General features: G+C 50.8%; 21 protein-coding genes. 4 read left to right on the top strand and 17 right to left on the bottom strand.

What is annotated here, in order from left to right; all coding sequences use genetic code 11:
* Positions 1-67: 67 nt before the first annotated feature.
* The 4 genes from ABV298_RS21160 to ABV298_RS21175 all read right to left on the bottom strand — a co-directional run bounded on the left by ABV298_RS21160 (position 68) and on the right by ABV298_RS21175 (position 3,727).
* Positions 68-1,786 (bottom strand): GMC family oxidoreductase, encoded by a 1,719-nt coding sequence (locus ABV298_RS21160; RefSeq protein ID WP_353718155.1) that lies wholly within the window; start codon positions 1,784-1,786, stop codon positions 68-70.
* Between the two features lie 58 nt (positions 1,787-1,844).
* Entirely contained in the window at positions 1,845-2,444 is a 600-nt protein-coding gene (locus tag ABV298_RS21165) for a gluconate 2-dehydrogenase subunit 3 family protein (protein ID WP_353718156.1), read from the bottom strand.
* 226 nt (positions 2,445-2,670) lie between these two features.
* A complete protein-coding gene (locus ABV298_RS21170) occupies positions 2,671-2,814 on the bottom strand; it encodes a hypothetical protein (protein ID WP_353718157.1) in 144 nt (47 codons plus the stop codon).
* Positions 2,798-3,727, bottom strand: coding sequence for an acyl transferase (locus ABV298_RS21175; RefSeq protein WP_353718158.1), 930 nt, complete (start codon positions 3,725-3,727; stop codon positions 2,798-2,800). The genes ABV298_RS21170 and ABV298_RS21175 overlap by 17 nt, the downstream gene beginning before the upstream one ends.
* 50 nt (positions 3,728-3,777) lie before the next feature.
* On the opposite strand from ABV298_RS21175, the gene ABV298_RS21180 reads away from it, so the two are divergent.
* Entirely contained in the window at positions 3,778-4,332 is a 555-nt protein-coding gene (locus tag ABV298_RS21180) for a hypothetical protein (protein WP_353718159.1), read from the top strand.
* Positions 4,333-4,336: 4 nt separating this feature from the next.
* On the opposite strand, the gene ABV298_RS21185 is transcribed toward ABV298_RS21180, so the two are convergent.
* Positions 4,337-5,620, bottom strand: a complete 1,284-nt coding sequence (locus ABV298_RS21185; protein ID WP_353718160.1) for a HAMP domain-containing sensor histidine kinase — start codon at positions 5,618-5,620, stop codon at positions 4,337-4,339.
* Between the two features lie 273 nt (positions 5,621-5,893).
* Between ABV298_RS21185 and hemA the strand changes: the two genes are divergently transcribed.
* Positions 5,894-7,153, top strand: a complete 1,260-nt coding sequence (hemA, locus tag ABV298_RS21190) for a glutamyl-tRNA reductase (RefSeq protein WP_353718161.1) — start codon at positions 5,894-5,896, stop codon at positions 7,151-7,153.
* A gap of 234 nt (positions 7,154-7,387) precedes the next feature.
* Here hemA and ABV298_RS21195 read toward each other — a convergent pair whose 3' ends face one another.
* The 9 genes from ABV298_RS21195 to ABV298_RS21235 all read right to left on the bottom strand — a co-directional run bounded on the left by ABV298_RS21195 (position 7,388) and on the right by ABV298_RS21235 (position 17,339).
* The gene (locus ABV298_RS21195) at positions 7,388-9,178 is read right to left on the bottom strand and encodes an ABC transporter ATP-binding protein (protein ID WP_353718162.1); all 1,791 of its coding nucleotides are present in this window, start codon (positions 9,176-9,178) and stop codon (positions 7,388-7,390) included.
* 53 nt (positions 9,179-9,231) lie between these two features.
* On the bottom strand, positions 9,232-10,566 hold the full coding sequence (locus tag ABV298_RS21200; RefSeq protein WP_353718163.1) for a DEAD/DEAH box helicase: 1,335 nt from the start codon (positions 10,564-10,566) through the stop codon (positions 9,232-9,234).
* Between the two features lie 86 nt (positions 10,567-10,652).
* A complete protein-coding gene (locus ABV298_RS21205; RefSeq protein WP_353718164.1) occupies positions 10,653-12,050 on the bottom strand; it encodes a glycosyltransferase family 39 protein in 1,398 nt (465 codons plus the stop codon).
* 89 nt (positions 12,051-12,139) lie between these two features.
* The gene (locus ABV298_RS21210; RefSeq protein WP_353718165.1) at positions 12,140-12,781 is read right to left on the bottom strand and encodes a porin family protein; all 642 of its coding nucleotides are present in this window, start codon (positions 12,779-12,781) and stop codon (positions 12,140-12,142) included.
* Between the two features lie 201 nt (positions 12,782-12,982).
* Entirely contained in the window at positions 12,983-14,026 is a 1,044-nt protein-coding gene (locus ABV298_RS21215; protein ID WP_353718166.1) for a hypothetical protein, read from the bottom strand.
* Positions 14,027-14,050: 24 nt separating this feature from the next.
* Positions 14,051-14,962 carry a hypothetical protein gene (locus ABV298_RS21220; protein WP_353718167.1) on the bottom strand — a complete coding sequence of 304 codons (912 nt, stop codon included), beginning with the start codon at positions 14,960-14,962 and terminating at the stop codon, positions 14,051-14,053.
* Positions 14,963-14,965: 3 nt separating this feature from the next.
* Positions 14,966-15,535 carry a phosphoribosylglycinamide formyltransferase gene (locus tag ABV298_RS21225; protein WP_353718168.1) on the bottom strand — a complete coding sequence of 190 codons (570 nt, stop codon included), beginning with the start codon at positions 15,533-15,535 and terminating at the stop codon, positions 14,966-14,968.
* 138 nt (positions 15,536-15,673) lie between these two features.
* Positions 15,674-16,369, bottom strand: coding sequence for a hypothetical protein (locus ABV298_RS21230; RefSeq protein WP_353718169.1), 696 nt, complete (start codon positions 16,367-16,369; stop codon positions 15,674-15,676).
* Positions 16,370-16,457: 88 nt separating this feature from the next.
* The gene (locus ABV298_RS21235) at positions 16,458-17,339 is read right to left on the bottom strand and encodes a geranylgeranylglycerol-phosphate geranylgeranyltransferase (RefSeq protein WP_353718170.1); all 882 of its coding nucleotides are present in this window, start codon (positions 17,337-17,339) and stop codon (positions 16,458-16,460) included.
* A gap of 181 nt (positions 17,340-17,520) precedes the next feature.
* On the opposite strand from ABV298_RS21235, the gene bshA reads away from it, so the two are divergent.
* Together bshA and ABV298_RS21245 are read left to right on the top strand one after the other, a co-directional pair.
* Entirely contained in the window at positions 17,521-18,663 is a 1,143-nt protein-coding gene (gene bshA / locus ABV298_RS21240; RefSeq protein ID WP_353718171.1) for an N-acetyl-alpha-D-glucosaminyl L-malate synthase BshA, read from the top strand.
* 124 nt (positions 18,664-18,787) lie between these two features.
* Positions 18,788-19,045, top strand: a complete 258-nt coding sequence (locus ABV298_RS21245; RefSeq protein ID WP_353718172.1) for a DUF4834 family protein — start codon at positions 18,788-18,790, stop codon at positions 19,043-19,045.
* Positions 19,046-19,122: 77 nt separating this feature from the next.
* Here ABV298_RS21245 and carB read toward each other — a convergent pair whose 3' ends face one another.
* The 3 genes from carB to ABV298_RS21260 form a co-directional block, all read right to left on the bottom strand.
* Positions 19,123-21,966, bottom strand: coding sequence for a carbamoyl-phosphate synthase large subunit (gene carB, locus ABV298_RS21250; protein WP_353718173.1), 2,844 nt, complete (start codon positions 21,964-21,966; stop codon positions 19,123-19,125).
* Positions 21,967-22,173: 207 nt separating this feature from the next.
* A complete protein-coding gene (locus ABV298_RS21255) occupies positions 22,174-24,015 on the bottom strand; it encodes a hypothetical protein (protein WP_353718174.1) in 1,842 nt (613 codons plus the stop codon).
* 72 nt (positions 24,016-24,087) lie between these two features.
* A complete protein-coding gene (locus ABV298_RS21260; protein WP_353718175.1) occupies positions 24,088-25,767 on the bottom strand; it encodes a hypothetical protein in 1,680 nt (559 codons plus the stop codon).
* Positions 25,768-25,857 lie beyond the last annotated feature (90 nt).

Genomic DNA, 25,857 nt, shown 5'->3' on the forward strand with positions numbered 1-25,857 from the left:
CCTGTCAAAAGAAAAAACCTCACAGGATTTACCTGCGAGGTTTTTATCGTGGCGGGATCGGGAATCGCTATACATTCATCTTTTTCAGCTCCTTCACTGCGTGGTCTGCTGCGCGCGCGGTCATCGCCATGTAAGTCAGCGACGGGTTCACGCAGGAAGCCGAGGTCATGAACGATCCGTCGGTGACATAAACGTTCTCGGCACCCCAAACCTGGTTGTATTTGTTTAAAACGGATGTTTTCGGGTCGTTGCCCATGCGTGCGGTACCCATTTCGTGGATGCCGATACCCGGGTGTTTCGATTCGTCGTTGTACGGCGTCACGTTTTTCAAACCGGCCGCTTCAAGCATTTCCGCGGCGTCGTTCATCATATCCTGGCGCATTTTCTTTTCATTTTCGCCATAAGCGGCGTCGAAAACGACGATTGGCAGGCCCCATTTGTCTTTTTCGGTCGGGTGCAGGGTGAAGCGGTTTTTTTCGTCGGGGATCATTTCGCCGAATCCGCCGATATTCATTGTCCATCCGCCCGGTTCCGAAAGCGATTTTTTGAAATCGGCCCCGAAACCGTCGGTAGCCACGCCGCGGCCCCAGCTCTCGCGGCTGGCACCGCCCTGGTAGCCGAACCCGCGTACATAATCGCGTTTGTCGTTACCCCAGTTACGGTAGCGCGGAATGTAAATACCGTTCGCGCGGCGTCCGAAGTAGTATTTGTCTTCGAAGCCCGGCATGTCGCCTCTCGCCCCCACGGCAAGGTGGTGGTCCATGATGTTACGCCCGAGCTGGTCGCTGTCGTTACCCATTCCGTTCGGAAAACGTTTCGATTTGGAGTTCATCAGGATGGACGTCGAGGCGATGGCCGACGCATTTAAAAAGATGATTTTGGCAAAATACTCTCTTGTTTCAAGCGTATTCTGGTTGATCACACGCACGCCGGTCGCCTTATTCAGTTTATCGTCGAAAATTACCTCCGAAACGATCGAATCGGGCAGGAGCGTCAGGTTACCGGTTTTTTGCGCCGCGGGCAATGTCGCGGCCTGTGTGCTGAAATAGCCCCCGTATGGACAGCCGCGCATACACATGTTCCTGAACTGGCACGCGGCACGGCCGAGTTCGGTATGGAATGCCTGCGGCTGGGTGAGGTGCGCCGCGCGGCCCATGATGATATGGCGGCCGGGGAATTTTTTCTCGACCTCGCCTTTCACATGCTTTTCCACGCAGTTCATCTGCATCGGAGGCAGGTAATTGCCGTCAGGCAGCACATCGAGGCCGTCTTTGGCGCCGCTGATACCCGCGAATTTTTCTACGTAGTCGTACCATGGAGCGATATCCGCGTAACGGATCGGCCAGTCGACACCGATACCTTCTTTCGCATTCGCTTCAAAATCCGCCGGATTCAGGCGATAGCTCTGGCGCCCCCACAACAGCGAGCGGCCACCCACGTGATAGGCGCGGATCCAGTCGAACCCACGGGTTTCCTTATAAGGGTTTTCTTTGTCGTTTTCGAAGAGGTAACGGTGTTCTTCGTTGGCGGTATAGCCCGTGCGTACGCCTGCCCAGTATTCTTCTTTGGCAACAGTGGTAACGCGTCCGCGGTGTTCGAACTCCCATGGCGCGAGTGTGGCCGTTTTATAGTCAACGATATGCTTGATATCCCTTCCCCTTTCGAGCATCAGGACTTTCAATCCCTTCTCCGTCAGCTCTTTTGCGGCCCATCCGCCGCTTATACCCGAACCAACCACTATCGCGTCATAAGTGGCCTGTTTTGTTGCTTTTATGTTCAGATTCATGATGAATATGCTTCAATATTTTTAAAATAGGGCCTTTCCGGCCGATTACTTGTTAATGTTACATTGCCCAGTTTTTCTGGCCTGGTTTCAGGTCGATGCAGCCGTCGTAGCGGCCGGGAACCGCAACGTATTCCAGTGCCTGGGTAGCGCCGGGCTCGGAGGTGAAGTACCCCAGCAACGTGAGTTCTTTCATCAGGCGGAAGAATGGTACACCGGCATCCGTGTATTCCTTACCTGCCTCGGTATATTTTTTCTTCTCTTCTCCGGCTTTGGCGATTTCCTCTTTCGCGGAGGCTTCCATATCCTTTAATATCTTGGTTTGCTCTTCGGGTTTCGCTTTCAGGAAATCTTTCTTTTCCAGTTCTGCCAGGCCTTTGTTAAAGCTCTCCTGGTCTTTCGCGCCATAGCAATCTTTCAGCATCATTTCGATAAACTCACCAACCTTGGCGTCTTTCGCCCCCGGGGTATCTGTTTTTGGAATGATAATTTCAGCTACTTCCGAAACAAGCGCCTTGCGGTCGGCGGAAAACGGGAAAGTCATTGCCGAGGCACTTTCCGTAGAAGACTTGCAGCCTTCCAAAAAAGCCAGCATGGTGGGTGCGGAGAGTGTGCCACCCATTAACAGTGCCACACGACCAAGGGCATCACGTCTTTTCATTTGATATACTTAATATAGGTTAACAATCCAAAGTGTAATTCTACATTCGATAAATGCAATTTTGAACGACCTGCTAATTTATGAAATATTCTGACTCATACGTTGGTTAGAATGATTCTATATAGCTCCTGATGCGTTAGAATGCTATCTCAGAGGCCGCTCGGGGCTATTAAAATTGCATTAAAATGTCACCAGGCGTTTATGTCGGACTGCACATTCCAACGGTTCACAGGACCATTAAATTGCAACCCCGGATATCGGAATTGTCGAAACGGCCCATGACATAGAATGTGCCGGGTTTGTCGCCGAACCGGCCGAGGTCCTGCGTTTCGATAAACGAGCAGGTATCCAGGTTAGCCAGATCGATCACATTGATTCCCCCCGGTTTTCGACGGCCCGAGATTGTGGTCGCTGACCGCGAAAGGATCGTTGATGTCGCGGAGGAAAATACGCATCGAATGCCCGGGCGTAAACAGCCCGTGGCCGTGGGAATAACCTTGCGAAAGGAGCTCGGTCATGCCGTATTCGGAGTGGATGGCCGGCACGCCGAAACTGCCGGTCAAGATGTCGTGCACTTCTTCGCGGAGCATTTCCTTGCGGCGGCCCTTCATTCCGCCGGTGTCCATGACGGTAAAATGCCCGATATTCTTCAAAAACGAGAGGTCGAAACTGCTTTCCGCCAGATCGAGCAGCGCGAATGTAACCCCCAGCAACAGGATACTTTTGCCGTCGGGGTTTTCGGCAAGGTGCCGAAGGCGGTGCAGCATTTCGCCGGCGTTGTTCAGGTAAAACCCCGAATACTCGGAACCGCTTTCCTCAATAAAATGCTGCATCATATACACCAGTGAAGAGTTGTTTCGTTCAAGGTATGACGGCAGCAGGGCGAGGATATGAAAGCGGTTCGGGTCCCCGTAATTTTGCTGGAAAATGCGATAGGAAACCGCTTTGTACAGCGGTTCGTCATAAAGATGGTGACTGCTGGTGGTCTGGCCGGTCGTTCCGCTGCTTTGAAAAACAACAGATGCGTCGGTAGTATGCCCCGTAGCGACGCGATGATTCTTAAAAAACTGGATTGGAAGAAAGGGAATGCCCGTCAATGTGGTGATGCCCGAAGGATCGATACCAAGGTGCCGGATGTATTCCCTGTAAACGGGGTTGTACGCGGCCTGGTAACGAAAAACCCGGAGCGCAAGCGCTTCGAAATCGGCCGGTTCGACGGTCACGATCTGTTCCCTGAGCCCTGCCCGTATTTCGGCAATGGTTTTATTGTTTTGAAGTTCCAATCCTCTTACTTTCGTAGATACTAAAAAGCAAAGTTAAAAATAGAACTCATATGAAGCTGAAAGTTTCCTTGTTCATACTATTGGCGGTGGCGGCCATGGGATGTGTCGATATTCCGGATTTTAGCGATACGCCGGTGATTTATTATAACGGAATCTCTCAGGAAACCAGGACAGACACCGTATTGGGCGTGCCGCAGAAAACCGAAGTAGTGACGATAACGATCAATTTCGAAGACGGCGACGGCGACCTTGGGGCAACCAATGCCGAGATACAGGATACGCTCGTTTTTACCAAAAATTACCTGAAAGTGCCGGGTTGGAAAGTGGAAGGGAACTATGAGCTCGTTACAATGACCCAGAATAAAGACAGCACCTGGACGGAATCCATCCTGGTCGGCGACAAATTTAAATTTTTCCCTTTGCTTAAAACAGACGGGAAACCGGGTCCAATCAAGGGTAAACTCGATTTGAACGTACGTTTCCGGAGGCTCGACAGCGCCATCCCAACGAAAATGAAGTTTAAGGTCCGGATTATGGATCGCGCATTCCATATCAGTAATCAGACTCCTGAAACGGATGTGGTGAGCGTGCCGATCTGGCAATAATGGGTTAGGCTTCTTCTACAATATCGGCATTCAGGATAATCCTGAATGTCGTTCCTTTTCCGACCTCGGAGCTTTTCACGAACAACTTCCCCGAGTGGTAGTTTTCAATTATCCTTTTCGCGAGCGTCAGGCCGAGCCCCCAGCCCCGTTTTTTAGTGCTGAAACCGGGATTGAAGATCTTGCTGATCTGCGCCTTGTTCATTCCCTTACCGGTATCCGCGATATCGATCCATATTTCCCTCGCACGCGGAGGCGCCTGCAAGGTCACGTGAATTTCCCCCACGCCGCTCATCGCGTCCACGGCATTCTTGCAGATGTTTTCGATTACCCATTCGAAAAGGTTTTTGTTCAATAACGCAGTCTGCTCTTCCGCAAGCTGGTTATGCACTTCGAACCTGACTTTGGAAGAAACCCGTTTTTCCAGGTAGTTGACGAAATTCGTTACGATAGCCGCGATGGGTTCCTGCCGCAGCGTAGGTACCGAACCTATGTTGGAAAATCGCGTCGTGATCATTTCCAGCCGGATTACGTCCTTTTCGATTTCCTCGGCAATCGACGGGTCGATCGCCGGATCGGAGCGGAAGTACTCCACCCAGGCCATCAGCGACGATAACGGCGTGCCGAGCTGGTGGGCCGTTTCCTTCGCCAGCCCGACCCACACCCGGTTCTGCTCCGCTTTCCGCGCCGAACTGAATGCGAGGTAAGCGAGGTAGCCGATCAGCAGCATGACCGATAATTGCAGAAAAGGATAGTAGCGTAACTGCGTAAGCAGAAAAGAGTTACTATAATAGATCTTGCCCGCGCGGCCTTTCCCGAGTTCCACGGGAATCGGCGGGTGTTCGAGTTTCATTTCTTCCAGACGCTCCCGGATAATGCGTTCACGCTCCTGGCGACTTATTTTGTCGGGGAATTTAATGTTCTTGTTGGGGTTCGGGATATTGTTTTCATCCACATAAATGGCCGGGATCTGATAGAAGTTGACGGCGTCTTCGATGACCTGGTATATCACGTTAAAGTTTTCGTCCAGCGGGCTGTTGACTACATACCGCAAGCCTTCGGCGTACAGCTGGACTTCCCTTTCCTCTCTTTCTTCCAGTTCCTCCACCAGCTTATCGGTATAAAAAAGCGATCCGATACTGAGAATAAGCAGGATAACCCCGATTCCGTATTTATAAAAGCTTTTCTGGTCGTAAGTATCCATCAGTGAACGGCGCAGGCGCTGGCTGTTCAGAATGGCTACGGGATGCAGCCTGAAACGCGGTTTTTCTTTAGGGCTTTCGCTGATCATTCCGGGCCGGGCACATTCTGCCCGATGTTAGTGTTATAGTCTACAAATAACGTAAATAATTTAAGCTTAGTGGTTTCATGGCCGTTTTTCGTTCCCCCCCGTCGTCAGTCGCAGATATGACGAAAATCATGTTTCGGGAGTGCGCCCGAGGCGAAATTTGTATGACTTATGACAGTATTATTTAAATGCTTTCTAAATAAGTGAACGGTCATAGTTCCACATTCATATTATGATTTTTGTGCCGTATTTTTGTGAATCGAATTAGACCAAGTGATGTATAACCAGTTCAAATCAGTCAGTTTATCACATCGGAATGCTCCTCTTGCTATCAGGGAACAGCTTGCATTGAATGAGGCGGAAGCAAAGAGCATGATGCTTCGTCTGAAAGATTTTTTCGATATCTCCGACGTTCTTGCTGTTTCTACCTGCAACCGGACTGAGATATACTACTCCTCCGCCAACGACCTTAATGAAGAGATTATCAAGCTTTTACTGATCGAAAAAGGGATTGAGGACATAGATGCGTTCAAAGCATATTTCGAGCAGTTTTCTGAAGGCGACGCAGCGGTGAAGCACCTCTTCCAGGTCGCTACCGGCCTGCAATCGCAGGTAGTAGGGGATATGCAAATCCCGAATCAGATCAAGCATGCGTATCAATGGTCTGCCGACCTCAATATGGCAGGCCCGTTTCTGCACCGTCTGCTTCACACGATATTTTTTGCCAACAAACGCGTGGCTCAGGAGACGTTCTTTCGTGATGGCGCGGCTTCTGTTTCCTATGCGGCCGTCGAACTGCTGGAAGGTCTGATGCCAAATCCCCGGATACTCGTTGTGGGATTGGGTGAAATCGGAACGGACGTTTGCCGCAACCTTTCGCAAAACACCAATGCGGACGTGACGCTGGTAAACCGGACCCGTAGCAGAGCCGATGCATTGGGCACGGAGCTTGGGTTCCGCGTGGCGGATTTTGCCGACATTGAATCCGAAATTTCACGTGCGGACGTGATCGTATCGTCCATTCAGCGTGAAGAGCCGTTCTTTACCAAAGAAATGATGGTGCGCCTCCGTGGCATGTCGTTCAAATATTTTATCGACCTCTCGGTGCCGCGGAGCGTGTCTCCCGAGGTGGAGGAAGTGCCCGGCGTGATGCTTTACACGATCGACTCGATACGTTCGAAGGCCGACGAAGCATTGCAACGTCGGCTCGATTCAGTTCCACATGTGGAAGAGATTATCAACGAAGCGGTGCTTGAATTCAACGACTGGTCACGCGAGATGATCGTTTCGCCGACCATTCAGAAACTGAAAGGTGCATTGGAACAAATCCGCAGAGAGGAATTGACCCGTTTCACCAAAAACCTGACCGAATCGGAACTGGAAAAAGTGGAACGCATTACCACCAGTATGATGCAGAAAATCCTGAAACTTCCGGTACTTCAATTGAAAGCGGCGTGCAAGCGAGGAGAGGCGGAAACGCTGATCGACGTATTAAACGACCTTTTCAACCTCGAAAAAGAGAAAGAAAGCCATTAATATCACATAGACCTCTTCCAATATCACACTCCCGGGCGCTTGTCCGGGAGTTTTTTTATGCCAAAAAAAAGAGAGAGCGTCATCTGCCGCCCTCTCTACGTATTACCTTACCCTCCACAATAATTAATTGTTATCTTTCGACGCCACAGGCCGGCATTGGCGCTGGCCGGGCGCTATCCTGAAACGACATACGTTTGCAAGGTTCACTTTGGATCAGCGACCCGAAAAATTCTTTTATTCCTGCTCCCGGCTCATGGTTTCGAGCATCTTACCTAAGTTCAGACTACGTGCGGAAGCGTCGAAAATCTGCCGGTAAACGCCATTTTTTTCGTACAGATCCTCATGTTTGCCTGATTCGACGATCTGTCCCTTCTTCATCACGTAAATCTGGTCGGAGTCGAGAATTTGTGCGAGGCTATGCGAAATGATCACTACCGTGCGGTTTTTCTTGATCGCGTCCAGGCTGTTTTTGATCTGCTCGGTAGCAATGGCGTCGAGGCTGGCCGTAGGCTCGTCGAGGAAGATAATGGGCGGATTTTTGAGAAACAGCCGCGCAATGGCGATGCGTTGCTGCTGGTCGCCGGAGAGCATTTGGGCATCGGTATCATTGCCGGCGGGCAGCTCCATAATCTGTTCGTGCAAATAGGCGCTTCTGGAAGCTTCGACGAGCTCTTCCCAGCTGGCTTCGGGCTTTCCATAGCGGATATTCTCGGAAATGGACCCTTTGAAAATATGGTTCTTTTGAAGTACCATTCCGATGGCATTGCGCAGGGAGGACAAGTCGTAGGATTTCAGAGGTTTTCCGTCCAGCAAGATTTCCCCCGAATCCTGGGCGTAGAAACCCACCAGCAGATTAATAAGCGTGCTCTTGCCTGCCCCCGACAGTCCTACCAATGCAGTCGTTTGTCCGGCTTTAATATTCATAGAAACGCCTGAAAGTGCCCTGGTGCCGTTGGGATATTCGAACGATACGTTCCGGAGCTCGTAGTTGCCCCGAAAACGTGCCGATTCTGTTTGTCCGCTTTTCTCGACCGCGTCGTTCGCATCCAGGATATCGAAGAAGCCCTCCGAATAGGTAAGTGCATCGTTCATCTCGTCGTAAATGCGGTGCAGCTGGCGGATGGGTGCGGAAACGTTATTGAACAGCAGAATATGGAACATGATCGCGCCGATGGACATTTGCTGATCCAGCACGAGGTAGGCGGTGAGAATGATGATCAGCACGACGCCGATCTGCTCGATAAAGCTTTTGATACCGTCGTAGGCAAAGTTGGTCTTCCGGGTTTTAAGCTGTGAATCCATCAGCTCCATTTGCAGGCGATATTGCTTTTCGCCTTCCAGTTTTTCACGCACGAACGATTTGATTACGATCACCGACTCGATGAGGTTGATCAGCCCGTTGCTCTTATTCTCGCGCTGCCGTTTCAGCTTGCGCCGAACACCCTGCAGTTCGCCGGCCTGCCGGTAGCTCACCCAGAAATACACGGGGAGAATGGCCAGGGCAATGCAGCCGACGTAAAAATTGGCCGAGAACATAATGCCGAGCGCCACAATGGCATTCGCAAAAAGCGGCAGAATGTCGATGAAAAAGTTCTGGATCAGCTTGGTAAGGCTTTCCACGCCGCGATCGATGCGGGTTTGCAGCTTGCCTTTCTGATTTTCATTGTCGCCGAAAAACGCCAGGTTGTAGGTCAGAATGCGGTTGACAGCGTTCTGTGACAGGTCGCTGGATACTTTGATACGGATTTTTTCACCAAAATACCGCTGCCCGAAAACGATAAAAGAATTGACGATCTCTTTCACGAAAAGCACCACCGTGATACGCAGGAGCAATTCCCTGCCTTGCAGCAGGCTCCAGTGTTTATCGAGCATGGTTTGCACCGTATCGACGGTGTACCGAAGCACCCAAGGGTTTACCTGGGCCGTAACGGCACCAAGCAGGGTGAGGAATAGTGCAAATGCGATTTGCCGCTGGTAGGGCTTAATGAATGGCCGGAGCCTTTGGAAGATTTGCCAGATATTCATGCAGGTTCAACAACAAATCCCGTAAAATGATTTGAATATCTGGTGCTTAACAATTATTTGCTCTTTTTGCCCGAACGTTTGATCGGCCGCCCGTATTTGATCATCTTCTCTTTGGCATAATCCCGGCGGACATTAACCTTCTGATTCTTAGCTTTCTTTTCATGAAATGCGGGGCCTATGTCTTCTCGCTTCGGGCGCTTCGGCTCGATGTTTTTCATGAAAACTTTCGGCTCTTCGTCCGGCGTCAGCACTTCCGATATTTTCAGGTCCTCCGGCAGTGGCAGTATAGGTATTTCAAAATCCATCAGCTCTTCAATCTGCTGCTGGAACGGCTTTTCCCGCTCGGAGATAAAGGAAATGGCAATGCCTTTCTGATCGGCACGGCCGGTGCGGCCAATCCGGTGGATATAGTTCTCCGGTACTTCCGGAATATCGAAATTGATTACATGGGAAACTTCGGCGACATCGAGCCCGCGTGCGATGATGTCCGTGGCGATCAGGATGCGGTAATTGCCGGCGTGAAACTGCCTGATGGTATTGAAACGGTGGTTCTGGTCTTTATTGGAATGGATAACGCCGATTTCGTTCAGGTAGCCGAGTTCCAGTTGCCCGTATAGCTGATCGGCGAGCTTTTTGGTAGCGACAAAAATCAGGACCTTGTTCATTTCCCTGTGGCGGTCGAGAAGCAGGTCGAGCAAGTTGACTTTCGTATAGAAATTAGGGACATAATAGGCTTGCTGTTCGATATTTTCAAGCGGCGTGCCCACCGGCGCCGCTTCAATCCGGACCGGATCGTTGAAATAGGTTTTCATCAGAGCCTCCACCTCCTGTGTGATCGTCGCCGAAAAGAGCAGGTTCTGGCGTCGCTGGGGCAGCAGGTCCAGGATGTTTTTCAACTGCGCACGAAAACCGAGGTTCAGCATTTCGTCGACCTCGTCGATCACCAGTTTTTTGATCGACTTGGTTTTTAGCGAGCCATTCATAGCCAGGTCGAAAACTCGCCCGGGAGTTGCCACTACGACGTCCGCACCCTGATGCAGCTCGGCCATTTGCACCTTGATATTCCCTCCACCGTAAACACCCACCACTTCGAGTGTCGTGTAAGCCGTGAGCTTTCGCACTTCTTCCACTACCTGCACCACCAGTTCGCGCGTGGGCACGAGAATGAGCAGTTGAGGCAACCGGTCTTTGGCATATTCTATCTGACGGAGCGTCGGTAACAAATAGGCGAATGTTTTTCCGGTACCGGTTTGTGCAATGCCGCAGACGTCCTTTCCGGACATCATTACCGAAAAAACCTTGTGCTGAATTGTCGTAGGGGTGGTATATCCGGCTTCTGAAAGGGCTTTGAGAAGCGGTTTGGAGAGATTTAAATCTTCAAAAGTCATAATGCAATGCTTAAAGGATTGCAAAGTTAGGGTTAATCCTCTTGAACGCATTATGTAAGTTGCTTAATCTGTCGGTGCGCCGGTTTTCATAGCCTGATCAACACTTTTGAGGTGACATAGGATGCGCGCGTGGCGGGATCGAGAAAGCGAAAATCGAGAATCGGCCGCGGGTATTCTTCGCAGGTCCCGACGATCTTCAGATCGGGGCGCATTGCCCTGAATTCACCGAGCAAGTTCTGGTGGGTGTAAACGAGACAGTTTTTCATGCCAACCAGTTTGCCGAAATCATCGATTTCCGTTACACGCACACCTGCGTAAAAGCGGAGGCTGTAAGGCGTCCCGGCCTGATAGCTGAACAGCCGGTTCTCGCGGGCGCCGTTGGCCCTTGCCAGAATGCCCAGTTTCGCGGCCGCCTGGTATTCATAAATGTTGGGGTAAAAATAGGTTGTAAGCACCAGGTTGGCACCTATCGCAAAAACGACGCAGCCAACGATCAGCTTGTTCCGTACAGGCGAAAAGAAGATCAGCCAGGTAAGTACCCCCAGCAGCACCATAAAATGGACCAGCCCGTAGTAGTTGTCGGCCGGGAACGAAAACCACACCAGGCAGAAAAGCAAAGCCAGGGAAGCGTATGCGGCCACCGCATGCACATACGCGATAAGCCCGGAAAAGATTTCGGGGTCGCTTTCCAGGCGCCGGACAATGTATGACGAGGTTACCACCGCGGCCAGCGGATATGCCATATACACATCGAAAGTGGCCCTGAACGGGTTCAGGTAAGCGAAGATGAAAGGCATTACGATCGCTAAAAGGCAGATTAGCTCATGTTTCTGTGTTTCGTCGTGTTCGGGAAACGCCAGCCGCTGGGCCAGGTCGGCAATGGCGAGGATGAAGAAGATGGTCCAGGGCGAGAATGTAACAAGCAAGGTCAGGACGGGATTGGCCGGCCATTCACCGGCACCGCCCGGAAATGTGTTTTTTACGAATACGAGCGCAACCCCGCCTGCGAGCGCGAGGAACAGGTACAGGAAATTCTTTTTTTCGAGGTATAAATTGATCTGCCACAATGTAAACACATAGCAAGCCGCCAGGTAGTTCGCATCGCCAAGATCGTTGTTGACGAGGAAAGTAGCCTGGGCGGTGGCTAATATTAAAACGGAGAGAATGGCCGACTCGCGACCTGCAAGGTTTCTGGTAAGACGATAGGTACAGAAGAGGCTGAAAAGGAGAGCAAGGAACCCCGGGATATGCAGCGAAAGTTGGTTGGACCCGAATATCCGCATTGCGCCGACGGAAAGCGAGATGATCGGCCCGGATATGCCCGTCTCTTCGACCAAACGCCCGCTTTTAATCGTTTCCGCGGCGATGGCGGCAATCTGCGCCGACAAGTCTTCGGGAATCAGCATCAGCCAGCCGATCATCCAGATTACTAAGGCGGTCCCAAGGCCCCATCGGGTAATTTTTAACAAATCCTTTTGAAGCATAGGCAGCATACATTAAACCTACCGGAAGCAAAAGTAAATAAAGAAGGGCATTCAAAATGGATGCCCTTCTGTTTACGAATCATAGTGTGTCAGCGCGTACGTAGTCTTCCGGTATTTTTGTTGTAAGTACCCAGCGGGAAACTCAGCCCAACGTTGATACCCCAGTTGTTGTTTTTAATGTTCGAATTGTCCAGCCGAGTCACATCCAGCAACCCGACACCGTACCGGGCATCGAAATTCAGCCAGATCTTCTCCTGCAACCGGTAGTTCAGGCCCGCCCCGAAAGTAAGTCCGAGATCAAAAGGATTATAAACGCGGTTGTTGGAATCTCCGTTGATATTGTTGCCGTTCTTGTCGCGCGCTCCTACCAGGAAATTGAGGTTGGGGCCGAGGAATATTTTTGGACGCAGCCGGTCGCCATAACGTCCGAAAAAGAAAGTGGCCAGCAACGGTGCCTGAATATAATTCAGGTTAATTTCGTTGGTTTTATTATTGATTTGCGCTCCAAGCTGCGTAAAAAGGAGCTGTCCGCTGAAACCGAATCCTGATTCGGAGCTGTAATTGTAAAAACCTCCTATGGTCAAACCGGGTTTCCAGTCCGTATTGATAACATCGCCACGGAAATTGGCAATGGATATCCCGACGATCGGGCCGATGGAAACGTTTTCCTGCGCTTGTGCCCGCGAGCTACAAAAGGCGATCGCAAGCAGCAAAAAAATACAATTTTTCATTTAAATGGAAATTTGGGTGCGTCGTGGATAGTCAGCATAAATTATATGCCAAATACGCGGCTTTGGCGCCGTTTCGTATAATCGGTTAATCACTAGCGTTGTCTGCCGCAATATGTATAAAATCATATTTGAAGATGTGATGAATTTCGTGGAAAAACCTCTACGTATTGTATACGTTTCCCACGCAAATGCGGCCTGTTCTCACTCGTCGAAATCGCCTTCGTGCGGTATTTGGAAAGGTTTGAGATAGGCTTTAAGCTGGGAGGGCACCTGCCAATGATTGTAGATTTTCCTGGTATTTCTGATTTCCGTTTTCAGCTCGTTGATATTGGCATTAAATTTCGCGATAACCGTCACCATCGAATTGGCGTGCCGGAAAGGAAGGCCGCAAATAGCGGATATCTCTTGCTGGACGGACATTTTCTGCTGAGCGAGTTCTTCTACCTGCTGCCTCAGGAGTTTGTTGTAATAACCCAGCTGGTTCTTGTCGACGTTTGCCAGGCCGGCCCGGTCGAGTTGTTCGAGCTCCATTTGCAGTTTCAGCAAGCCGAGCAGGTTATTGTCCTGATAAGCCCGCGTAATGCGCTGCATGGTCGCGGTTTTGCGCTGTTTTTCGGTTTCATCGGTTTCCCGGTCCGGATGAAAGGTTTTCACGAGCTCCACGTACACGCAGCGGACAGACTTCGTGGTTCTCTCCCGATGCGTTCCGTGCTCTTCCGGGCGCCGGTCCCTTCTCTCCGCTTTGATGCGCATCTGCTCCGCTTCCGATAATTCATGAAATGCGACTTCTGGTTCCGTTTCATTGATACTTTCCAGCAAGAAGGCCGGGTCTTCGATACGCGATGCATTCCTTGCGCGGTCCTCTTCCAGAAGTACCTCGATATCCACCGGACTGTATCTGTTAAAAACCGGTTTCAGATAATCCAAGCCGTGATTTTTGACCAGATCAAAGGCATTTTCGGTAATCAGGTAGGCGAGTTTGGTTTGATAGGCCTTACGGAAGTGTCCGGCTTCGTAGGCCCGGTCCCATAGGTTCACTATGTCGGCCCGGCAACTTTGGTATTCCGCGACCAGCGGATCGAGTTCTGTCGGCATTCGTCTCAGCATTTCATCGTAAGCCTGTTGCAATTCGGCGATCTGCCGGTCCAGTGCTTCGATGGCGCCCGAAAGCGTATTGAATTCTTTCTGTTTTTTGTTAAGCGGTCTTTCGCTCTCAGGAATGTTCAAAATGGCGGTGTCGGTCATGATACGGTAACCGGCGCGGCGGGATTACAAGTTCAATTCCTGGTAGGAAATCAATACAATCGCTGCCACGGCCAGCAGGAGTCCCCATTTGTTCAACGTGTTCAACCGCTCCTTGTACAAAACCCAGGCGGCCAGGGCCGACACGAGCATCGTCAGGATGTTGTAGATCGGAAATACATAAGCCGCACTGTTACCGAAAGCCGCCAGGGCCAGCAAGAGGAAATAAAGCGACAGAAAATTGGGCACGCCGAGAATCAACCCGCCCAGTACGCTCCGGAATTTTAGCTTGTGACCATGAACTACCATGCGGTAAACGAGGATCGAAGTTCCGATGACGACCGCCCCCAGGCATGCGATGATCATGAAAACGGTGATTTGGCCCGCGGGATAGTATCTGGAAGACAGGAAGTTGATGAGCGTATTGTTGGTGCCGCTCGCAAAGAAGGTCAGAATCGGGAAAATCCAGAGTGTCTGTTTGGGACCGGCTGTATTCGCTGCGCCTGCCGGCTCCCGCGACCGCTGGATCGCGCCGAGCGCCAGCGCCACCAGAGCGAGTGCGAGGCCCAGGTAATTGAGCCCGGTGAAAACCTTATTGTTGTTCCGGAAAACAAACAGCCCGAAAAGCACCGGTATGACCAACGACATATTCCCCGCCAGCGACGTCGCCGTTACACTCACTTTTTGCGCAGTGAGGCCGATCAGCAGGAATGCCGTTACGAACATTGCGCCAAGCGCCATGGTAAGGGCTGTGCCTTCGGCCGTCCATCGCACCTCCATAAACACGGCGGGGTCCGGCGTCAGGACAAGCCCCGTGAGCACGCAGGAGTAGTAATTGAAAACCACCGCGTGAAAGGAATCTACCTGATAACGCGGGTAAGCGCGCATGATCAGGTAGAGCATAACGGTAAAAATGACGGCGAGCAGGAAGAAAAGCATGGGTTAGCGGCGCGTGAGGATTTCGTCGATCACGCGCGGGTAATGCTCGTATTCGAGCGCGTGCACCTTGCGCGCCACTTCCTCAGGCGTATCGCCGGGCGCTATGTCGCAGCTTGCCTGGAAAATAATGTCGCCCTCGTCGTAATGCTCGTTTACATAGTGGATCGTAATGCCCGATTGCGTGTCGCCTGCATTCACGACGGCTTCGTGTACGAAATGTCCGTACATGCCCTTACCGCCGTATTTCGGCAGCAATGCGGGGTGGATATTGATCATTTTATTGGGAAATGCCTGGACGAGCACCGGCGGTACGAGCATCATAAAGCCTGCCAGCACGACAAGGTCGATGCCTTCGTTTTGCAGGATTTGCGGGATCTTGCCGGTCTGATAAAAGGTTTTCCTGTCAAAAAAAACGACTGGGACCTGTAATTTAAGTGCCCTTTTAATCACTCCGGCCATGGGATTGTTCGTGAATATCAGCGACACGTCCACATCTTCCCTGTTGGCAAAATACTCACAGATTTTTTCGGCATTCGATCCCGAGCCGGAGGCAAAAATGGCAATTCTTCTCATTAGTAAGTGTAGTTGATATATGTTGACAGAATAGGAGTCCGGATGGAAAATATCCCGACAAAGCTATAAAAAAGAACGGCTTACGGGCGAACCGGAAGCCGTTCTTTTAGGTAAATGTTAATATTATGGGGGTTAAAATCAAAAGATTTTCGCGAGTTCGCTGGACGCCATCAGTTTTCCTTTCCTGTAAGTTTCTGTTTTCAGGTCCCAGATGACACCCGGTACGCGGTACGAGATTGTCTGCATATTCATTTTCACGGGGAAGCCCATTACCATTTCCATATCCATGTCGGAGCTGATTTTGTAAGCATCGAAGTTTCCGGCCGGAATCGTCAGTTTTTCCTGCGAATCGACCTTCCGGTTTTTGATCGTCATGTTAAAATTCACTGGCATGGGGCCGGATTTACCTTCGCCCTTTACCGACGCGTCTTTCAACTGGCTACCTACCGAGAGCTTCGAAGGATATTCGATATTGTCATAGGTAAATTTCATTTCCATATTCCTGAAAGACTTCATTTGTTCCTCGTTGATCAGCGAAGCGGCATCTATCGTAAGCACATTACCGTCGCATTTCATTTGATAAGTGTTTTTTAACTCCGACTTCCCTTTGTTGTTGAACGATTCCATTTCGATGGAAACTACAGTGTTACCGCCTTCTTTGGAGACCTTTGCGATTTTGTAGACGAGTTTGCCGGTCGGTTTGCCTTTGCCGTCGAAGTTATTCATTTCGAAACCGCCTCCTTCCTTGAATGTAAAACCGGCGCATTCCTGGGCATTTGCACTCAGGCCGAGCATCATAAGACAGGCGATGCTCCATACAATGAACTTTTTCATACTGCTTGCTGCGATTTAGTTTGGGTTATTCAAAGATAACTTTTCAGCGGGTTAATCAAGCAGCGGGGCCCGGTTAAATTAGTGAGCGTCAGGCCCAGATCATGGTAATCAATCCGAGGAGCATAATGATCTTACAGAGGCTGCTGATCTCCCTGAAATCTCGTCGGGTATCGGCCTGATAGAGGCGGAGCAAGAGTAATGCGATCGGGATCAGCAGCAGCAGGAACAGGAGCGTAAGCAGGTTGTTCTGCAACGCCCTGGCCATCACAAACAGGGTGAGCACAAAAATGACGGTCACCGAATACAGGAACGTTTTGGTCCGGCGGATGCCCCAGACGATCGGTAATGTGCGGCAGCCGTGCGCCTCGTCGCCGCGAATATCTTCCATGTCTTTTACCACTTCACGGATGAGCGAAATAAAGAAAGAGAATACCGCATAAATGAAAACCAGGTGCCGGTTGGCGGGGTAATGGACGGTAAGGATCAGCAATGTAAGGCCCGTCAGTAACGACACGATGAAATTTCCGATGAAAGGCAGCCGTTTGTAACGCTCGGAATAGAACCAGAGCAGTGTGATCGAGAATACATTGATAATGAATATATAAGGACTGACGGCCAGTCCGAGAATGGCCCCCAGCACGTTCAGGACCTGATGCGCGCCCATAGCCCAGCGACGTTTGAGGTACCGGCCCACGACGACGCGCTCCGGCTTGTTGACGATGTCGATCTTGATGTCGAAATAATCGTTGATGATGTAACCCGCGGCGGCAATGCAAACCGTCGACAGCGAAAGCACGAACATGTCCGGGTCGGTCACGATCGATCGCCATTCATGCCTCGGGCCAATGAGCAGAATACGTGTGAGATATTGTGTGAGGGCCACAATGATCAGGTTGGTCATGCGCACAAGCCGCGCACTCCCGGTGACATAATCCCACGTTGTGATCTTGGGTCTGGCCGACACATTCATGCAATTTGACGCTTGAAAAAGAAGGTTTAGGCAATAAAATTATTCATTTTATCCCATTAACGACAATTCTTCACTTCTTTATCCATTTGTGGGATAAAAAACATGCATTTGTTGTTAGCAGGAAAGAGCCGTTATCCGGACGGTTGTTCAGACCGGACATTCAACCATTTGCTGACTTACTATGAAAATTGGTATCGTATGCTATCCGACCTTCGGAGGAAGCGGAGTGGTAGCTACCGAGCTTGGAAAAGCGCTTGCGAAAGCGGGCCATCAGGTTCATTTCATTACCTATTCCCAGCCACAGCGGCTGGATTTTTTCAATGAGAATCTTTATTACCATGAAGTAAATATACCCGCCTATCCATTGTTCCAGTACCCGCCTTACGAGTCGGCGCTGTCGAGCGAAATGGTCCACGTGGTGGCTAACGCGGGCCTGGATTTGCTTCACGTACATTATGCGATCCCTCACGCATCGTCGGCCTACCTCGCCAAACAGATTCTGGCCGCACAAGGTATTCATATTCCGGTGATCACGACATTGCACGGCACGGACATCACACTGGTTGGGAAAGATCCCTCGTACGAGCCGGTCGTGACGTTCAGTATCAACCAGTCGGACGGCATTACCACCGTCTCTGAATCCCTCAAAAGAGATACCTACGATCATTTCAAGATTACCAAAGACATCGAGGTAATCCCCAACTTTATTGACCTCGACCGTTTCAGCCGCCAGAAAAAAGACCATTTCAAACTTGCCATCTGCCCCAACAACGAGAAACTGATCGTCCACACATCCAACTTCCGGAAAGTAAAGCGGATCGACGACGTAATCATGACTTTCGAGAAACTGCGCAAGCTCCTGCCGAGCAAGTTGCTGCTCGTAGGCGACGGTCCCGAACGCCTGCGGATCGAGCGCTTGTGTAAAGACCTCGACATGCTTTCGGATGTGCGTTTCCTTGGCAAACTGGATGCGATAGAGGAGGTCCTTTCCGTGGCCGATCTTTTCCTGATGCCGTCCGAAACGGAGAGTTTCGGTCTTGCGGCACTGGAAGCCATGGCTTGCGAAGTGCCTATCATTACATCCAATGCGGGTGGCTTACCCGAGCTCAACGTACATGGCGTAACCGGTTTCCTGAGCAATGTGGGTGATGTAGAGGATATGGTCAGGCATGCGGCATACATTCTGGACGACGCCAACCTGCCGACATTCAAAGCGAACGCGCTTGCAAGGGCCCGTGAATTCGATGTAGCGAAGATTCTGCCGCATTATGAAGCGTATTACGAACGCGTGGTAGAAAACAGCAAGGCGGTCGATCTGGCGTAGCAACCGCTGGTAACCGTAAAGCGCCGCTCGATGCCCGGTTTCGTCTTTCATGCGGTTTTACTTATATTCGTGTGCTATTTATGCTAGGTTTACGTTATTGATTGAGGTAAAAAATTGTTGAAAGATGAAACTGGTATTTAATATATTATTCATATTCCTGCTCCTGATCGCATTCGTGCCGTTTTTCCGGCGCTTCCTTTTCCACTTATTGGTAGGCAGGCAATTGATCAAGCAACAGGAGAGAGCATACCGCGCGCAGCAGCAACAGGAGCGGGCCCGTACGAAGCCGGGCGGCATCCGGGTGGATAGCACACCGCCTAACGGCAACGAATCGTCCAGGTTCAAAGGCGGAGAGTATGTCGATTATGAGGAAGTGAAATAGAAAGTGGCGTTTTTCTTTTATGCTATAAGACAGAAAGCCCGGGTCGTCCCCGGGCTTTCTGCGTCGATCGGCTATTTTTAGCGGCTCAGGTAAAGATTCCTTTCGCCGTAAATTTTCTGGAAGAACTCATCTTCCAGGTCCTTGATAAAGTAAATCGCTTCGCCGGTCGATTTCATTTCGGGGCCGAGTTCCTTGTTCACATTTGGGAATTTGTTGAATGAAAATACAGGAATCTTGATCGCCCAGCCGTTTTTCTCAGGTTTGAAATTGAAATCTTTCACCTTCTTGTCGCCGAGCATCAATTTGGTAGCGAAGTTCACGTAAGGTTCCTTGTAGGCCTTGCAAATGAATGGCACGGTACGCGAAGCGCGAGGGTTAGCTTCGATCACATACACGACGCCGTTTTTCACGGCGAATTGTACGTTAATCAACCCTTTCACATTCATCGCCAGTGCTATTTTACGTGTATGTGCTTCGATCTGGCGGATTTCGTCCTCGGTCAGGTCGAATGGCGGCAATGCGGCGTGCGAGTCGCCTGAGTGGATGCCCGCAGGTTCGATGTGCTCCATTATGCCGATGATGTAAGCGTCTTCACCATCGCAGATCGCGTCTGCTTCCGCTTCCAGGGCACCTTCCAGGAAATGGTCGAGGAGGATATTGTTATCGGGAATATCGTGCAGGATTTTCACCACATGCTGTTCGAGTTCCTTCTCGTTGATGACGATCTTCATGCTTTGACCACCCAAAACGTAGCTCGGGCGGACCAGCAGCGGGAAGCCCAACATCCGGGAAAGTTCCACGGCTGCATCCGAGCTTCTTACAGTCCCGAATTTTGGATAAGGAATGCCGAGCTCTTCGAGTAACGATGAAAAACGTCCGCGGTCTTCGGCCCAGTCGAGCGAATGGTAGCTGGTACCGATGATTTTTACACCGTATTTGTCCAGCTTCTCGGCCATTTTCAGGGCAGTCTGGCCACCCAGTTGTACGATTACGCCTTCCGGCTTTTCGTGTTCGATAATATCGAACACATGCTCCCAGAACACCGGCTCGAAGTATAGTTTATCGGAAATATCCGGGTCGGTAGAAACCGTTTCAGGGTTACAGTTCACCATGATCGTTTCATAACCCGCCTCTTTGGCAGCCAATACACCGTGTACGCAGGAATAGTCGAACTCGATACCCTGACCGATGCGGTTAGGGCCCGAGCCAAGTACCATTACTTTCTTGCGGTCGCTTACAACCGACTCGTTATCAGGGAATTCCTGCGAAGTATTGAAAGTTGAGTAGTAATAAGGGGTTTTCGCTTCGAACTCGGCCGCGCAGGTGTCAACGCATTTATAAACACGCTTGATACCCAATGCCTTCCGGCGGTCGTAAACCTTGCTTTCTTTCGTGCCGAGCAGATGCGCGATCTGGCGATCGGCGTAACCTTTTTGTTTCGCGGTCAAAAGCAATTCTTTCGGCAGGTCTTCCAGATCGTATTTCTCGATTTCGTGTTCCAGCTCGATCAGCTCTTCGATCTGACGTAGGAACCAGGCGTCGATTTTAGTCAGATTCTGGATCGTTTTAAACGAAAGCCCGATCTTGAATGCGTCGTAAATGTGGAACAAACGGTCCCAGCTGGGATGTGCCAGGCTGTGCTTGATCGCCTCCTGGTCGCGCAGCTCGCGGCCGTCGGCTCCGAGGCCGTTCCGGCGGATTTCCAGCGACTGACATGCTTTTTGCAATGCTTCCTGAAAGTTCCGTCCGATACCCATCGCTTCACCCACCGACTTCATTTGAAGGCCCAGTGAGCGGTCGGCGCCTTTGAATTTATCGAAGTTCCAGCGTGGGACTTTCACGATCACATAGTCGATCGAAGGTTCGAAGAATGCGGAAGTGCTGCCGGTAATCGGGTTAATGAGCTCGTCGAGATTATAACCGATCGCCATTTTCGCGGCGATTTTCGCGATAGGATAACCGGTCGCTTTCGAAGCCAGCGCCGACGAACGCGATACCCGCGGATTAATCTCGATCGCGATGATCTTGTCGTCGGCGGGGTTCACCGAAAATTGTACGTTACACCCACCTGCGAATTTACCGATCCCGTCCATCATTTTGATGGCCAGGTCGCGCATCTGCTGGTACAGCGTATCGGGAAGCGTCATCGCTGGTGCGACCGTGATACTGTCGCCGGTATGCACGCCCATCGGGTCGAAGTTCTCGATCGAGCAGATTATAATGAAATTACCCTTGCTGTCGCGGAGCAATTCGAGTTCGTATTCTTTCCAGCCCATCACACTTTGCTCTACCAGTACCTCGTGTACGGGCGACGCGTGCAGGCCGTTATTAAGCGCTTTGTCGAAGTCTTCTTCTTTCTCCACAAATCCGCCTCCCGTACCTCCAAGGGTAAATGAAGGGCGAATTACCAGTGGGAAGCCGATTTCCTGGGCGATCTCTTTTCCTTCGAGGAAAGAGCGGGCAGTGCGGCCCTGGCACACGTTTACGCCCAATTCGAGCATTTTCAGACGGAATTTCTCCCGGTCCTCGGTGGTTTCAATCGCCTTGATATCCACCCCGATAATGTCCACGTCGTACTTTTTCCAGATTCCTGCCTTGTCACAATCGATTGCCAGGTTCAGCGCCGTCTGGCCTCCCATGGTAGGAAGTACGGCGTCGATGGGCCTGCCCATCGCCTTGTGTTTTTCAAGGATTTCAACAATATACTTCTTTTCCAGTGGCAACAGATATACATGATCTGCACTGATAGGGTCAGTCATGATTGTTGCAGGATTGGAGTTGATCAGAACTACCTCAATCCCCTCTTCGCGTAACGAGCGGGCCGCCTGAGAGCCAGAATAGTCAAACTCGCACGCCTGACCGATAACGATGGGACCTGAACCGATAATCAGAACGGAATTGATATTCGTATTTTTGGGCACAGTAAATGGTAATTTGTAGAAATGAAGGAAATACTTGAACAACTTTTGGCAGTTGCCTGACGATTTTGAGCAGGGGTACGTCCAAAAATTCCACAAAGTTAATCCTCATATCCGAAAATGGAGAGGTTGTGAGTTGAAATAACTGTAAAAATTTGAAATTGGCATGATAAACATTTGTATTACAGCTAATTGTGAAATTTCTTTCAGCTACTGAAATGGCGCAATGGCCGGAGCGGAGATGTCGAAGTCGCGCAAACGCAGCGGGACATTGCCGGAAGCGGCGAAGCGGGTGGGGGACGACAATTCGGGAATATTGCGGTAATAACCGAATCGTACCTGCAGCGTATTGAATGTAAGGTTTTCGTTGCGCAGACGTAACCCGAGCCCGTAACCCTGGTACAACGGACTTTCCCAAAGGTGAGGCACGCCATTGACCAACCCTAAATCGGCGAATACGAAATACGCGATCCGGAACCCCAAAAGGCTTTTGTCGGAGAAGAATACGGTTTCGGTACCGATAGTCAGTTTTTTTGTGCCGATGAGCCGGTCGTTGTTAATGCCCCGTATGCCCCTGTCGCCGCTGATATTGAGGTAATCGAGCGGGTCGCGGTTAATGCCCTTGGCAAACCGGATATTGACGAACTGCCGGAAGAAGCTGTACCGGAAAGGGATCAGATTACTGATGTAGGTTACCTCCCCGTTGATGACACCCTGCTGCGCTTTCCCGTTTTTTGAATACGACCCCAGATTGGCCAGCCCATAGAAATAACCAAGGTTGTGGGGCAGGTATTTGCCTGTCGCGAACTGGATGCCTCCGTAGCCGCGCGCACCGAATTCGGTATTCTCGCGGCCGACCGTCAGCGCAAAGAGGCTACCGACCGGGACGTCCTCCGTACGGCCGAAGCCGTAGATCAACACGTCCCGCTTATAGTTCCGGTTCGAAAATCCCAGACTGACGAGTGTGGCCGTGCGGTTCCAATAGTTTTTGTTGAGGTTCGGTGCTACTTCCGGGCGTTCGTCGTAATTGTACTTGTTATGCCTGAATGCGGTGACGATCCGTGAATTCTGCGCCAGTTTGCTGTTTGGAAAAGGGAATTTGAACGCCCGCCCGATCCAGAAATCATAGTATTTGTAATCGGTAAGGAGCAATGTCAGCGAGTCTTTCGATTGGAGCTCCCGTTTGACTTGCCTCGTGTTGTAATGCCCGACTTCCAGCGCACCTGCATATTTCGTCTCGGTCGTGATGAAGCGGCGATTGAAACGGATGGATTGCTCCCTCAGATCGCGTTCGAATATCAGGCTCGCCTGGGCGGTGATAAATGTTTTACCAATATAAGGAATCGTGTAGATGGCCCGGAACTGAAACTTCCCGTTTTTGGCAGTATCCTTCGAGTCCCACCGGATGGCCGTTCGCTGGGAATGCGTCGTCCCGCGGACGTTGATGTTTTCGAGCCCGACATTGAATTTGTTGAAAGAACTGAACCCGCCCGAGAAGTTGAGCGACCAGGAATCCTGTATGAGCACGACAATGTCGGCCATCCAGGTAACATCCTTCCGGGGTACGACGATGATACGGGCATCGACGAACATCCGGTTGGCACGCAGAAGGCGCTCCGTATCCTTTAAAACATGCGCCTGAATATCGTCGCCCTCCGAAAACAGCAGAAAAGAGCGCCGGATAATGCCCTCCCGTGTATTAGTATGCAGATTTTTACTTAAAAACCTTTCCAGCTGGTTTCCTTTCCTGGTCGTGTCGTAAACCGATTCGCCGAGGATATCGAGTTGCCGGATGTATATTTTCCGGATCACCATTCCTTCGTAGGGCGTGAATGGGTTGGTTTCGATCTCCTTGACTTCGGTGACTTTTCCCTGGTTGTATACGTCCCTGAACAGCAGCCGGTAGACAGCCCGCGAGAATTTGGTTTTCGACATCCGGGCTTTCAGATTGGTATAGCGGATACTGTCGCGGCTATGTACTTCCAGGCTGTCGGGGTTTTGGGCCGACGCGAAGAAAGAAAGCATCAGAAACAACAGCAAATATCTGCACATGGGCTATCCGGGATCCAAATCAACTGTCTCTTAACGCAAACGCACCCAGGGGAGGTATAGCCGCCACGGAACTTACTCGCGGTTAGCCTCGATAAGCGCCTTCGCGGTTTTGTCCGTCTCGCTCGGCGCCGGCGCATTTTTCATCGCGAACTTGCCGTTCGGCCTGACAATGGAAAAGGTGGCGAGTTCCAGCGGGTTCAGGCGGAACAGCAAATCCATCGCCTGGGAGTCGGTCAGCGACATATGGAGGCCTTTCAGCCTGTGCCTGACGATATATTGCCTTAAAAGCGCTTCGGAAGTGATGTTATCGTCGGCTGCTAGGTGCAAGTACAAAAAGACGACATTGTCCGGTAACCGGGCCTGTAATGCCGGGATATGATCGAGCTCCTCGCGGCTTTTGGCATCATCCATATTCCATTTTGCGATGTATACGGTTTTTCCCTTCAATCCGTCGAGAATGCCGTTGAGCCACGCATTGCCTCTGTCGTTGGATGCACTCAGGTAATATCCCGGAAGTGCCTCCACGGGTTCGGTCCGCACGTTTTTGAACTCCACGAGCTTCCGGATATCGGTGCTGTCCTTCACTTCAAGCCGGACGATTTCATCCAGCGATTGCTTAAACTGCGGGATTCCCGTTCTCGACTGGATATGGTTGCTCAGCAGCAACTGCTGCGGGTAGGTATATTTATAAAGGTTTTTGGCGAGATAACGTACCCTCAGAAAATCGGTGGCCGTGCTATCGAACAAATCGCCATAAATGCGGCTTTCGCGTTCGTAATTAAACAGGAGGTTCAAAACCATCTCATTGCGGGCGAAGAGCTTGTTCATGAAATCGAGCTCGCCTTTTTCCGCCAATCCGTTCGAATTGATCTGGTTCAAATGCTGCCGCTCTTCGGCGGAAAGATTTTTGGAATTATCGCGGATCAATGCAGCCATCAGCTTGACAGGCAAGGAGTTGGTTCGACTCGGATTGTCGAATTTTTTACCTTCCACGAGCAAATCCGCGTAGTTGCCAAAGCGGTTTGCCCAAAGTACCCGCTGGCCGGTAAGCGGTGCTTTGTCGAGCCTTTTCAGGCTGTCGAGCAGGCTTTTGCCGACCTGATACTGGTTGCTTAAAGCGTGTTCAAACAAAATCTGCAACTGCTCTTCGTCCGTAACGGACTTGATCCAGTGGTATAATACCGGCGAAGTAACCGTATTCTGTGTCGCGGCTTTAACAGATCCCAAACGGAGCTCGCTGCGGCCTTCGGCGGCAAATCGCGCGTCGGACGGGCTCTTATCCCAGAACGTCCTGAAAAAATCGGTCCCCAAAGTCCGGCTGCTGTTCAATCGCTGGTTCTCGGCTGCCAGGTACAGTGGATATTGATTGTTGGCATCGGCATTGACCCCGGCGAAATAAAAGAGCTTTTTGGCCCTGCCGATAGAATCGCCGTCGAAGGTAATCTCCACGGTTCCCGGCGATCCCAGGAATGTGGTAAATGCCTTGCCGCCATAATCGAGGTAAATTTCTTCCTGCGGGAACAACATCGGTAACGACACACGGAAAGTGCCGTCGGCCTGCAAATCCGCCTGTTTGCTCAATTCGGACTGTGCTTGCAGGATATTGTTCCGCGAAAACGTGATGAACGGGGCTTGTCTGTAAAGCCTTCCGTTGAGGTTATTGACGCGGCCTTTGATAATAAGTGAATCGGTAACGGCAAATGCCGAATGCAATGAACCGAGAAAGAGGGCCGTCAGTATGATGAAGCGCATGCGGGTGATCATTAAAATTTGGTAACGAAAAATAACGAGGCTTTTTCTCGCAACCAAATATGTATGATTTTTTGCCCTTATACACTAAAA

Source organism: Dyadobacter sp. 676 (assembly GCF_040448675.1).
Lineage (GTDB): Bacteria > Bacteroidota > Bacteroidia > Cytophagales > Spirosomataceae > Dyadobacter.

Bases quoted from the DNA above. Each gene is read 5' to 3' on its own strand.
- ABV298_RS21160 (WP_353718155.1), bottom strand. From the start codon at position 1,786: ATGAATCTGAACATAAAAGCAACAAAACAGGCCACTTATGACGCGATA.
- ABV298_RS21165 (WP_353718156.1), bottom strand. From the start codon at position 2,444: ATGAAAAGACGTGATGCCCTTGGTCGTGTGGCACTGTTAATGGGTGGC.
- ABV298_RS21180 (WP_353718159.1), top strand. From the start codon at position 3,778: ATGAAGCTGAAAGTTTCCTTGTTCATACTATTGGCGGTGGCGGCCATG.
- ABV298_RS21185 (WP_353718160.1), bottom strand. From the start codon at position 5,620: ATGATCAGCGAAAGCCCTAAAGAAAAACCGCGTTTCAGGCTGCATCCC.
- hemA (WP_353718161.1), top strand. From the start codon at position 5,894: ATGTATAACCAGTTCAAATCAGTCAGTTTATCACATCGGAATGCTCCT.
- ABV298_RS21195 (WP_353718162.1), bottom strand. From the start codon at position 9,178: ATGAATATCTGGCAAATCTTCCAAAGGCTCCGGCCATTCATTAAGCCC.
- ABV298_RS21200 (WP_353718163.1), bottom strand. From the start codon at position 10,566: ATGACTTTTGAAGATTTAAATCTCTCCAAACCGCTTCTCAAAGCCCTT.
- ABV298_RS21205 (WP_353718164.1), bottom strand. From the start codon at position 12,050: ATGCTTCAAAAGGATTTGTTAAAAATTACCCGATGGGGCCTTGGGACC.
- ABV298_RS21210 (WP_353718165.1), bottom strand. From the start codon at position 12,781: ATGAAAAATTGTATTTTTTTGCTGCTTGCGATCGCCTTTTGTAGCTCG.
- ABV298_RS21215 (WP_353718166.1), bottom strand. From the start codon at position 14,026: ATGACCGACACCGCCATTTTGAACATTCCTGAGAGCGAAAGACCGCTT.
- ABV298_RS21220 (WP_353718167.1), bottom strand. From the start codon at position 14,962: ATGCTTTTCTTCCTGCTCGCCGTCATTTTTACCGTTATGCTCTACCTG.
- ABV298_RS21225 (WP_353718168.1), bottom strand. From the start codon at position 15,535: ATGAGAAGAATTGCCATTTTTGCCTCCGGCTCGGGATCGAATGCCGAA.
- ABV298_RS21230 (WP_353718169.1), bottom strand. From the start codon at position 16,369: ATGAAAAAGTTCATTGTATGGAGCATCGCCTGTCTTATGATGCTCGGC.
- ABV298_RS21235 (WP_353718170.1), bottom strand. From the start codon at position 17,339: ATGAATGTGTCGGCCAGACCCAAGATCACAACGTGGGATTATGTCACC.
- bshA (WP_353718171.1), top strand. From the start codon at position 17,521: ATGAAAATTGGTATCGTATGCTATCCGACCTTCGGAGGAAGCGGAGTG.
- ABV298_RS21245 (WP_353718172.1), top strand. From the start codon at position 18,788: ATGAAACTGGTATTTAATATATTATTCATATTCCTGCTCCTGATCGCA.
- ABV298_RS21255 (WP_353718174.1), bottom strand. From the start codon at position 24,015: ATGTGCAGATATTTGCTGTTGTTTCTGATGCTTTCTTTCTTCGCGTCG.
- ABV298_RS21260 (WP_353718175.1), bottom strand. From the start codon at position 25,767: ATGCGCTTCATCATACTGACGGCCCTCTTTCTCGGTTCATTGCATTCG.